Annotated in this window: 12 protein-coding genes; 3 read left to right on the forward strand and 9 right to left on the reverse strand. The window is 72.1% G+C overall.

What is annotated here, in order from left to right:
* Nucleotides 1–39: 39 nt before the first annotated feature.
* From B9H04_RS00745 to B9H04_RS00760, 4 genes are all read right to left on the reverse strand, one after another.
* The gene (locus tag B9H04_RS00745; RefSeq protein WP_049930429.1) at nt 40–633 is read right to left on the reverse strand and encodes a HemK2/MTQ2 family protein methyltransferase; all 594 of its coding nucleotides are present in this window, start codon (nt 631–633) and stop codon (nt 40–42) included.
* Nucleotides 630–1826 (reverse strand): mechanosensitive ion channel family protein, encoded by a 1197-nt coding sequence (locus B9H04_RS00750; protein WP_049930427.1) that lies wholly within the window; start codon nt 1824–1826, stop codon nt 630–632. Before B9H04_RS00750 ends, B9H04_RS00745 begins: the two co-directional genes overlap by 4 nt.
* Nucleotide 1827: 1 nt before the next feature.
* A complete protein-coding gene (locus B9H04_RS00755) occupies nt 1828–2727 on the reverse strand; it encodes a 16S ribosomal RNA methyltransferase A (RefSeq protein ID WP_049930426.1) in 900 nt (299 codons plus the stop codon).
* A 116-nt stretch (nt 2728–2843) separates the two neighbouring features.
* Entirely contained in the window at nt 2844–3494 is a 651-nt protein-coding gene (locus B9H04_RS00760) for a DUF655 domain-containing protein (RefSeq protein ID WP_085682356.1), read from the reverse strand.
* Nucleotides 3495–3596: 102 nt separating this feature from the next.
* On the opposite strand from B9H04_RS00760, the gene B9H04_RS00765 reads away from it, so the two are divergent.
* Together B9H04_RS00765 and B9H04_RS00770 are read left to right on the forward strand one after the other, a co-directional pair.
* Entirely contained in the window at nt 3597–4400 is an 804-nt protein-coding gene (locus B9H04_RS00765) for a hypothetical protein (RefSeq protein WP_085682357.1), read from the forward strand.
* The gene (locus B9H04_RS00770; RefSeq protein WP_049930684.1) at nt 4358–5098 is read left to right on the forward strand and encodes a class I SAM-dependent methyltransferase; all 741 of its coding nucleotides are present in this window, start codon (nt 4358–4360) and stop codon (nt 5096–5098) included. The genes B9H04_RS00765 and B9H04_RS00770 overlap by 43 nt, the downstream gene beginning before the upstream one ends.
* Before the next feature lie 43 nt (nt 5099–5141).
* On the opposite strand, the gene B9H04_RS00775 is transcribed toward B9H04_RS00770, so the two are convergent.
* From B9H04_RS00775 to B9H04_RS00785, 3 genes are all read right to left on the reverse strand, one after another.
* Nucleotides 5142–5576 (reverse strand): universal stress protein, encoded by a 435-nt coding sequence (locus B9H04_RS00775; RefSeq protein ID WP_085682358.1) that lies wholly within the window; start codon nt 5574–5576, stop codon nt 5142–5144.
* Between the two features lie 74 nt (nt 5577–5650).
* Nucleotides 5651–6007, reverse strand: coding sequence for an RNA polymerase Rpb4 family protein (locus tag B9H04_RS00780; protein ID WP_049930421.1), 357 nt, complete (start codon nt 6005–6007; stop codon nt 5651–5653).
* Nucleotide 6008: 1 nt separating this feature from the next.
* Nucleotides 6009–6302, reverse strand: coding sequence for a 50S ribosomal protein L21e (locus tag B9H04_RS00785; protein WP_049930420.1), 294 nt, complete (start codon nt 6300–6302; stop codon nt 6009–6011).
* Nucleotides 6303–6496: 194 nt separating this feature from the next.
* On the opposite strand from B9H04_RS00785, the gene mptA reads away from it, so the two are divergent.
* A complete protein-coding gene (gene mptA / locus B9H04_RS00790; protein ID WP_049930419.1) occupies nt 6497–7423 on the forward strand; it encodes a GTP cyclohydrolase MptA in 927 nt (308 codons plus the stop codon).
* Nucleotides 7424–7463: 40 nt separating this feature from the next.
* Here the strand turns inward: mptA and B9H04_RS00795 are convergent, their stop codons facing one another.
* On the reverse strand, nt 7464–8270 hold the full coding sequence (locus B9H04_RS00795) for a TrmB family transcriptional regulator (protein WP_049930418.1): 807 nt from the start codon (nt 8268–8270) through the stop codon (nt 7464–7466).
* A gap of 122 nt (nt 8271–8392) precedes the next feature.
* A complete protein-coding gene (locus B9H04_RS00800) occupies nt 8393–10051 on the reverse strand; it encodes a DUF255 domain-containing protein (protein ID WP_049930417.1) in 1659 nt (552 codons plus the stop codon).
* Between the last annotated feature and the right edge of the window lie 137 nt (nt 10052–10188).

Here is a 10188-nt window from a genome sequence, read left to right on the forward strand (position 1 = left end):
GCGTTATGTTTTGTAGTAATCAGTTGCCGAGCGACCCCGCTACGCCCGACGCAACGCCAGTACCGTGAGCGTCTCGAAGGGGAACGACTCCTCGACGACGACCTCGTGGTCGAACCCGGCCTCCTCGATGAGTGCGAGTACCTCCTCGTACCCGGTGAGCGAGGAGACGAGCAGGAGGACGACCCCGCCCGGCGCGAGGACGCGCCCCACGTCGGCGAGGAACGGTTCGATGAGTTCCCGGCCGGACTCGCCGCCCGAGAGCGCGTGTTCCATCCAGTCGCTCCACTCGTTTTCGGGGTCGGTCGGGAGGTACGGCGGGTTGAAACACACCGTGTCGAACGCGTCCGCGCGGAACGGCGAGAGCAGGTCGGCGACGACGGCCCCGACGCCGCGGTCGCGCGCCTGTCGCGCGGCGTGCGGATTGAGGTCGCTGCCGACCACGTCGAGGTCGCGCTCGCTCGCCACCCGCGCGGCGACCCAGCCCGACCCCGTTCCGACCTCCAGCACGCGGCCGCGCGCCTCCGCGACCGCCGCCTCCGCGAGCAGGCCGGAGTCCTCGGCCGGCTGGTAGACGACGGCGTCGTCGAGACCCCGGCGCGCCGCGAGGTCGCCCTCGCTCGCGTCGTCGGTCATCGGTCGGCCTCCCCGGCGTCGCCGTCGGTCGCTTCGCCGGCGTCGTCGGCGTCGACATCGGCGCCGTTCGGGTCGGCGGAGCCGGGCCGCGTCGCCGCCCGGCCCTCGACCGCCGCGTCCAACTGCGGCCCGGAGGCGCCCTCGGCGCGAGCGGAGAGCGTCTGCTGCGGGAACGGGATGACGATCCCCTCGTCCTCGAGCGCGCCCTTCATCGCGTTCATCGCGGCGGTCCGGGTCCGCCAGCGCTTCCGCATGCTCGGGTTGCGGATCCAGTAGCGCAGGCCGAGGACGACCGCGGAGTCGTCGAAGCGCTTCGTCACGGCGTTCGGCTCGGGCATCTCGGCGACGTCCTCGACGCCCGCGACCGCCTCCTCGACGACCGCGACCGCGCGCTCGACGTCGGTGTCGTAGTCGACGCCGACCTCGACCTCCACCCGGAGCCGGTTCCGCCGCGATCGGTCGACGATCGACCCCGACCGGACCTCGTCGTTCGGCATCGTGATCACCTCGCCGTCGAACGACCGGAGCCGTGTGCTCATGATCGATATCTCGGTGACGGTCCCCTCGTGGTCGCCGATCTCGACCCAGTCGCCGACCTCGAACGGCCGGGAGAACATCAGCACGAACCCGGCCAGTATCGCCCCGAGCGTCTGGCGGGCCGCCATGCCGACCACGATGCCGAGGAACCCCGCGCCGACGAGGAGGCTGCCGACGTTGTCGGTGAACAGCCCCACCACCGCGAGGACCGCCGACGTGTAGACGGTCAGCTGCGTGATTCGCAGGATCACCTCCTGCTGGTGTTGCGAGATCGACGCGCTCTCCGCACCGATCTCGCGGATGACGCCCCCGAGGAAGTCGGTGAGCGCGTACGCGATAGCCAAGAGGATCACGCTGAGGACGACGTTCGACACCTGATCGGCGCTGAGCGCCGACTGCGCCGTCTCGAAGAGCGCGCCGCTCCGGTCCCACACCGCGATCAGCGTGATCGCCCCTGCGGCGGTGGCGACGCCGACCCCCGCCGACAGCAGGAGCCGCTGGGTGGAGGAGAGGTCTCGGTCGCCGTGGCGCAGCCGTCGCGTGAGGTACCGGACGATCAGCACGGCGGCGACGATACCCGCGGAGGCGGCGAACCGCTCCGCGTTGCCCGTGAGCGCGCGCTGAACCGCCGCCACGAGGCCGATCCACCCGGTCATGTCACGCCCCCGTGGGCGAGCCGCGCTCGCGGGCCAGCTCCGCCAGCGCGGCGAACGCCGCCGGGTCCAGCTTCCCCGGGCGACTGCGCAACAGCTCCTCGTCGGCCGCGTCGACGACGGCCTCGGGCTCGTCGAGCCCGGAGATGTGCGCCGTGTTCCGCACCGCGTTCCGCACCGTCTTGCGCCGCTGGGTGAACAGCGCCTTCACGAACCGGAGGAAGAACGCCTCGTCGCCGACGACGTAGTCGGGGTCCCGCGGCGCACAGCGCACGACGGCGCTCTCGACGGCCGGCTGCGGGTCGAACGCCTCCTTCGGGACGCGCTCGACGATCTCTACGTCGGCGTAGTGCTGCGCCGACACCGAGAGGCGGCCGTACTCGGACTCGCCCGCCGACGCCACCATCCGGTCGGCGAACTCCGCCTGGAACATCAACACGAGCGGCTTCTTCTCGGGGAGCAGGCGGAAGGCGATCTCCGAGGAGACGCCGTACGGGAGGTTGGCGACGCAGGCCGAGAACGGCGGGAGGTCGACGTCGAGCGCGTCGCCCTCGACCACGTCGAGGAGGCCGTCGCCGACGGCGGCGGCGAACTCCTCGCGGAGGAAGTCGGCGAACGCCCCGTCGCACTCGATCACGGTGACGCGGCCGGAGTCCGCGGTCCCGTCGGCCGTCGCCGCCGCCAGCAGGCGGTCCGTGAGCGCGCCCGCGCCGCCGCCGATCTCGAGGAGGTGACTCCCGTCGGCGTCGGCCGGGAGGTAGCCGGGGATCCGGTCGAGGACCCGGTCGTCGACGAGGAAGTGCTGGTCGCGGTCGGGGTCCGCCCGCGCGCCGGCCCGCCGCGCGAGCGCGTCGGGATCGCGGCTCCCGTAGCCGGCGGCTTCACCCGTCGGTGAGTCGGTCATGGCCGGGATACACGCGGTGTTCGGGTAAAAGTCTCGTTTCGGGGGCGTCGCGGCGGCGGATCGCGGCGACTCCCGGTCGTGCCCACGGTCGCGGGGGGGCACGGGCCGCCCGTCGCTCACTCCTCGCGGCCGACGAACGTCCGGTACTTCAGGTCGTCCTCGCGGATCTCCTCGACGATCCGTTCGAGGATCACCTCTCGGGGACGGTGGAGCCCGGAGATGCGCTCCTCGACGTCGGCGAAGCTCTCGAACGGCCCGCGCTTCCGCTCGTCGAGCAGGTCGTTCCGCAGCTTCTTGCCGATCCCCGGCAGCAGATTCAGCTGGTGGAGCCGGAGGGTGATCGGGCCCGCCTCGTTGTAGAAGTCGACGAACCGCTCCTCGTCGGCCTCGACGATCGCCCCGGCCGCGTACTCGATCTCCGCGGCCGCGTTCCGGGTGAGGCCGTCGAAGGCGACCTCTCGGTAGCGGCCGACGTTGGGCCCGTCCAGCCCGAGCCGGTCGCCGACGGAGACGTCCGCGTCGGCGGCGAGCATCAGCTCGTACAGCGCGAACGAGTCGTCGCCGAGCCCGTACGCCACCGGCGACTTGCGGGACTGCGGGCGGTCGTCGTCGGGACGCCCGTTCGGCAGCACGTCGAGGAGGACGGCGGTCGGTCCGTCCCGGCCGTCGCCGGCGGCGTCTTCGTCCGGCGTCTCCCCGGCGTCCGCGGCGGCGTCGCCGCCCGTTCGGTCGTCCTCCGGCGTCCCGTCGCCGTCGGCGTTGTCCATGTATCGTTTAACGCTCCGAGCGGTGAAAAAACCGCTGCCGGGGCCGCGGCGACGGCGGCCGCCGCCGGGCGGATTCAATAGCGTCGAGTGATACGTGATACCATGGCAGAACCGGAGCCGGCGGCGGTGATGCGACTCGTCGAGGCGTTCCCGGGGGGGACCGCCGGGGCGGGCGGAACGGATCGCGGCGGAGCGAGCGGAGCGGAGGACGCGGCACGGGTCGACGAGCTCCTCGACGGCGCGTACGGCGCGCTGACGCGGGACTGGTACCCCGAGCTCCGCCGCCGAGCCGCGGCGCACGCGGACGGCGACTGCCTCCGCGAGCGCGTGCTCGAACACGTCGAGGCGGTGCCGTCGTTCCGCCTCTCCGACGGGCCGACGCCCCTGACGGAGCGGCGAGAGGCGCTCGCGGAGGCGGCGGCGCTGCGCGACGAGGTCCGCGAGATAGCGGAGTGGTACGGCACGCTCCGGACGCGGCTGGAAGGGGACCGAGCGTCGCTGACGCGCGGCGAGCGGCTGCTCCACGACTTCGGATACGCGCTCGCGCACGTCCTGTTCCTCGGCGCGTCGTCGCCGAGCGCGGTCGTCCGGCGACTCCGGCTGGCGTACCGCTCCGTCGGCGGGCGGATCGACGAGACCGCGTCCGAGGCGGGCATCGAGGAGACGACGTTCACCTGCCCGTACCGGAGCGTCGCCGCCGGGACGTGCGGCGACCGGTGGGTCTGTCACGAGAAGCTGGACCGCGTCGACGACGGGTACGTGTCGTACCTGGCCGAGCGGGGGATCGCCTACCAGCGGCCGCGGGGCTGTACGGACTCGGAGCGGTGTCGCTCGACGGTCGCGCGCGACGGGCCGGCGCGGTGGTGGCCGAAGACCCCGCCGGCGGCCGTCGGCGTCGACTCGTGACCCGGGACCGTGACGGCGACTCCGTGGTGGCCGGCGATCCGGAAACGGATCCGCGTCGACTGCGTCGGATCCGCCGCGGCTACGACGCGTGGGCGCGGGTCTACGACTGGTTCGCGCGAGCTACGGCGTCCGTCGGCGGCGTCCGGGCCGCCTGCGTCCGCGCGCTCGACCTCGCCCCCGGCGACACGGTCGTCGAGTTCGGCTGCGGGCCGGGAGTGAACCTCCCCGCGCTCCGCGACGCGGTGGGGCCGAGCGGGCGCGTCGTCGGCGTCGACGTCTCGCCGCGGATGCTCGACCGCGCGGCCGGGCTCGTCGAGCGGCACGACTGGGGGAACGTCTCGCTCGTCGAGGGCGACGCCGAGCGCCCGCCCGTCGCGGCCGCCGACGGCGTCCTCGCGACGTTCGTCACGTCGCTGTTCGCCGACCCGTACCGGGTCGTGAGCCGCTGGTGCGACCTCGCGGACGCCGTCGTCGTCGCGGCGTTTGTCCCGGAGGGGAACGGAGCGGCGAACGCCGCGCTCCGGGCGTTCGTGGCGGTGAACGGTCGCCTCTTCGACGCGCGGGGCGACGACCCGCTCGGCAGGCTCGCGGAGCGCACCGCCGCCGCGCGTCGCGCGCTCGACGACGGCGCCGCGGTCCGGGAGCGCGATCAGCGGCTCTTCGGGACGATCGCCGTTGAGACCGGCCGGAACCGGTGACGCACGGGGGCCGACGACGCGGGGCGGGGGCGGCCGCGCGTGCTCACTCGGAGACCGGGACGGAGACGACCGTCGCGTCGGCGTTCCGGATGACGCGCTCGGTCGTGCTCCCGAGCAGGTCGCCGGCCGCCGCGTCGAGGCCGCGTTTGCCCATCACGACGGCGTCCGCGTCGACGGCGTCGGCGTACGCCGCGATCTCGTGGGCCGGGACGCCGGACTCGACCGCGGTCTCGCTGTCGATGCCGGCGTCCGCGACGGCCGTCGCGACCCGGTCGACCGCCGCTTCCAGCTCGTCGCGGCGCTCGGGGTCGTCGTCGTCGAACTTCTCCGGCTTGCCGGACCGGTCGTACATCGGGATCTCCGCGACGACGCCGAGGACGTGTACCGTCCCGTCGGCCGCCGTGACGTCGATCGCGTCGTCGACCGCGTCGAGGGCGGCGACGCCCGCGCCGGTCGGAACGAGGGTGGTCTGGTACATGCGGCTCGACATACGGGCGGAAATCTGAAAAAACGTGGCGACGGACCCCCCACCGGGCCGGAAGAATCTCGCGGTCAGGCGTACTTCGCGACGACGTCGAGGATCTCGTCGAGCTCCTCGCCGTCGAGCGAGTAGCGCTCTTGGGCGAACACCGAGCGGAGCTCCGTGCGGTCCTCCGGGAGTAGGTCGGTGATTTTCACGGCGGTCGGCACGTCGACCTGGTCGAGGTCGGTCAGCTCTTCGACGAGCTCGCGGGACTCGTCGGCGTCGAGGTCCGCGAAGCGGTTGACGTGTTCGATCGCGCGGGCAAGCTCGTAGCGGAGATCGCGGTCCTCGTCGGCCGCGCGCTCGTCTTCGATCTCCACGAGGATCTCCTTCGCCTCGGAGGTGGTGACGTACTCCTCGTCGAGCTTCTCTTTGAAGATCGTCATCTCAGTTCTGCTGCGCCCGCATGTGAGCGGCGGTGACGATGAGCGTCTTCGTCTTGCCGCCGTCCGGAATCTCGACTTTGAACGCCGACCCCTGCTTGCCGATGACGGTGCCCGTCCGGCCGTCGAAGCGCGGGTGGAAGCGCCCCTTGGGGACGCTCGGGTCGATCTTGAGGTGGACCTGCGACCCCTCCTCGAACTCCTGGATCGCTCGCTGCGGCGGGGAGGTGCCGCGGTTGCGGGGCTTGTTCGAGAGCTTGTCGCGAGTCGCCTTCTGCGGCCCATTGGAACTCGGCATGGTCTTGGAATACCTTCCGCTGCCGCCGTTATAAATCGTGCGTTACGGCCCGCGGGGCGTGGAGGTCTCACACGCGCGGATCGGCGGTGCCCCTCACTTTCGCGTCGTGCGCGGCCGGGACGCACGCGCGCGACTACCCGACGTACCTCCCCCTTCCGAAAGGGCTAATCCCGAGAGTCACTATCATGTTCGTAATGAGTCATCAGCTGCCGGACGTACAGGCCTCGGCCCCCGACGTCACCGTCGGGCTGTCGCAGGTCGGGGTCACCGGCGTGGAGAAGCTCGTGAAGCTGGCGCGCGGCGACAAGCGACCCATCGTCCTCATGGCGGAGTTCGAGGTGTTCGTCGACCTCCCGAGCGGTCGCAAGGGGATCGACATGTCGCGGAACCTCGCGACGGTCGACGAGATCCTCGAAGACATCACCCGCGAGGAGGCGTACCGCGTCGAGGACGTCTGCGGCGACGCCGCCGAGCGACTCCTCGAGAAACACGACTACACCACCACCGCCGAGGTGTCGATGACGGCGGAGCTCGTCACCCGCGAGAACACGCCCGCCTCCGACATCGAGACGCAGAGTACGGCGACGATCGTCGCCAGCGCCGAGGCGACCGAGGACGGCACGCGCGAGGAGATCGGCGCCGAAGTGACGGGGATGACCGTCTGCCCCTGCTCGCAGGGGATGAGCGAGTCGCGGGCCCGCGACAAGCTCGCCGAACTCGGCATCGACGAGGAGACGACCGAGGAGTTCTTGGACGCCGTCCCGCAACCGGGCCACTCCCAGCGCGGCCACGCGACCCTGACGATCACGACCGACGGCCACCCCGACGTCGACCTCCGCGACGTGATCGACGTCGCCCGGGACTCGATGAGCGCGCGCATCTACAACATGGCGAAGCGGCCCGACGAGGACCACATGACCTACGAGGCCCACGCCGACGCGAAGTTCGTCGAGGACTGCGTCCGCGCGCTCGCCGAGGGCACTGTCGAGGAGTTCCCGCACCTCTCGGACGACGCCGTGATCCGCATGAAACAGTCGAACGACGAGTCGATCCACCAGCACAACGCCCACGCCGAACGCGAGGTCAGACTAGGCGACCTGCGCGGCGAACTCGGCCGCTAAGCGTCTCGCACCGCGCGCCGCGTCCCGTCTCGGTGTCAGCTCACCCGAACGTCAGCGGCTCCGCCTCCGCCCACCGCGGCTCGAACTGCTCTTTCACGCTCGTCGCGAAGTCGATGTCCTTGACGTCGATCATCGCGAACGGCTCGTCCGCCGACAGGGGGTGTGGCACCTCGATGCACACCTCGATCTCGTCGAACACGTTGAACGTCCCGTCCACGTTCGGCGACGTCCGGACCTCGAACCCGTCCATGTCGGCGAGTTCGGAGGTGTACCGGCTGCCAACGCTCCGCGGGAGCTCGTCGACCGTCGCCGGCGACAGCAGCACCCGGATCTCCACGCCGCGTTCGAGCGCGGACTCCAGCTCGGCGGTGACGCGCTCACCGATCGTGCCGAGGTCGAAGCCAGTCGCCGGCGCGCCCGCGACCACGACCACCCTGCGCTCCGCGGCGGCGATCCGCTCCAAGAGGAGGTCCGTCGCCTCCTCGGCCCCGACCGCCGCGGTCCAGAACTGGCCGTCGACCGGCTCGCCGGCGTCGAGCTCGGCGGAGAGGTCGTCGACCACCGACTCGTACTGCTCGGCCTGCGTCCGCAGCTCCTGTTTCTTCTCGTCGAGCAGGCGGTCCAGCGCGGCGTCGGGCTCGACCGCGACGTACTTCTTCGGTCGGCTGGCGGCCTGACTGCGGACGAGGCTGTGCTGCTCTAAGCTGTTGAGCACGTCGTATATCCGCCCCATCGGGACCTCGCTGGCCCGAGAGAGGTCCTTCGCCGTCGTCGGACCGGTCCGGAGGAGCGCGCGGTACGCCCGGGCCTCGTACTCTGAGAGCCCTAGGTCGCGGAGAGATGCCATACCCGGGGATGCCGCGGCACCCGTATAAACGCGTCGCCCGTTTACGATCCGGACCGACTGATCGGGCGTCCTCGCCGCCACCGGCGCGACGCGGCGATTTTTGCCCGGCGTATCGGCGCGGCTTACGCTAGGACGTCGCCGACGCGACGCATCAACTCGTCGGGCGTTTCCGCCGGCTCGGAGGTCTCGTCGCCCGCGAGGACGACCGCGGTTCCTTCCGGCACCGTCCGCGGCGCGGGCGCGTCGGCCTCGTGTGCGTTCGGTGCGATCACCTTCTCGTGGTCGGCGACCCGCCACGCGGCGCGGTGGAGGTCGCTCCCGGGTTCGGTCCCGACCGCGATGACGGTCGTGCCGCGCCGGAGCCGGGCGGCGAGGCTCCCGTACGCGGCGACCTGAACGCTCAGGCGCTCGGTCGCGCCGGCGAACGCCTCGGCCGTCTCGCGGGCGACCTCGCGGTAGCGGTCCTCGCCGGTGAGCGCCGCGAGGTCGAGGAGCGCCGTCGCCATCTCGACGTTGGCGTCGAGCGGGCGGAACGACCGGTCGAGCAGTCCCGCCCCCGAGCGCGGCCCGTCGACGAACGACCCCTCGACGTGGAGTCGGTCGATCGCTCGGTCCGCGACCGCGCAGGCCACGTCGGCCCCCTCGCCGCGGACGCCGGCAGCGCGGACGTACGCCCCGACCACGCGGGCGGCGTCCTCCAACAGGTCGGACTCGCCGGCCTCGTCGCTGCCGCGGTAGTGGGTGACCGCGCCGCTGTCGGCGTCGATCAGGTCGCGTTCGAGGCCGTCGAGGATCCGGTCGGCGTACTCGCGGGCCCCCTCGTCGTCGGTGTAGGCGGCCACCGCGAACAGCGCGTCCGCGGCGAGCGCGTTGCCGCCGGCGAACACGGTCAGGTCGCGGCGGGGGTCGTCGAGGTCCGCGCGGTCCTCGGCGGGGGCGGCGTAGTAGGCGCGGCCGAGCCCGGGACCGAGGCTGCCGCCGACGCCGTAGCCGGTCCAGAGGTCGTCGGTGAGGAAGTCCACGGCGTCGAGCGCTGGGTCGAGGTACGCCTCGTCGCCGGTGTAGAGGAAGGCGTTCGCGAACGCGCGGGTCACGGCGGCGTTCGTGTCGAGCGGCTTCTCGTAGGCGACGTCCCCCCAGTCGGACGTCCCCGCGTAGCGGAAGAATCCGCCGTCGACGTCGTCGGTGAGGTGGTCGCGGACCGCGTCGAGCGTCCGGAGCGCGCGGTTCCGGTCCCGCTTCAGCGCGAACTCGACGGTCCGCGGGAGCGGGAACTTCGCGTCTGTCCCCCAGCCGGCGTTCTCGGCGTCGTACTTCGCCTCTAGCTGCCCGGCGAGGTGGCTCTCTATCCCGTCGGTCACGTCGCCGCGGGGCGGCAGGTCGGCGTCGAGCGCCCGGGGGACGCGCCCCGCGTCGCGGCCCTTGTCGGTCCACATCTGTCGGACCGATTCGAGGACCTGCCGCATCCCGTCGACGTCGAGGTAGCCCGCGCCGGTCAGCAGTCTCCCCTCGGGCGTGAGGAAGGCGGTCGTCGGGAACCCGCCCATGTTGTAGCGCTCGCGCACCCGCGGGTGGCGGTCGACGTCGACGCGGAGGGGGACGAACCCCTCGTTGACGTTGGCAGCGATCCGCGGCTCCGCGTAGGTGATCGCGTCCATCTCGTGACAGCCCTCGCACCAGGTGGCCGACAGCGAGAGCAGCACCGGGCGGTCGCGCTCGTCGGCCTCGGCGAACGCCTCGGGGCCCCAGTCGCGCCACTCGACGCGGGTCTCGTCGCTCATACCCGCAGTCGGCCCGGGACGGGGGTAAGCGCTTCGAGAGCGGAACGGCGCGGCCTGAAAGCGCGCGGGGGCGGCCGGGAGGAGGGCCCGGAGATAGGAGAACGGCCCTGGCGCTTACACACATCTCCGGGCCCACG

It is taken from the genome of Halorubrum ezzemoulense DSM 17463 (assembly GCF_002114285.1).
In the GTDB taxonomy this organism is placed as follows: domain Archaea; phylum Halobacteriota; class Halobacteria; order Halobacteriales; family Haloferacaceae; genus Halorubrum; species Halorubrum ezzemoulense.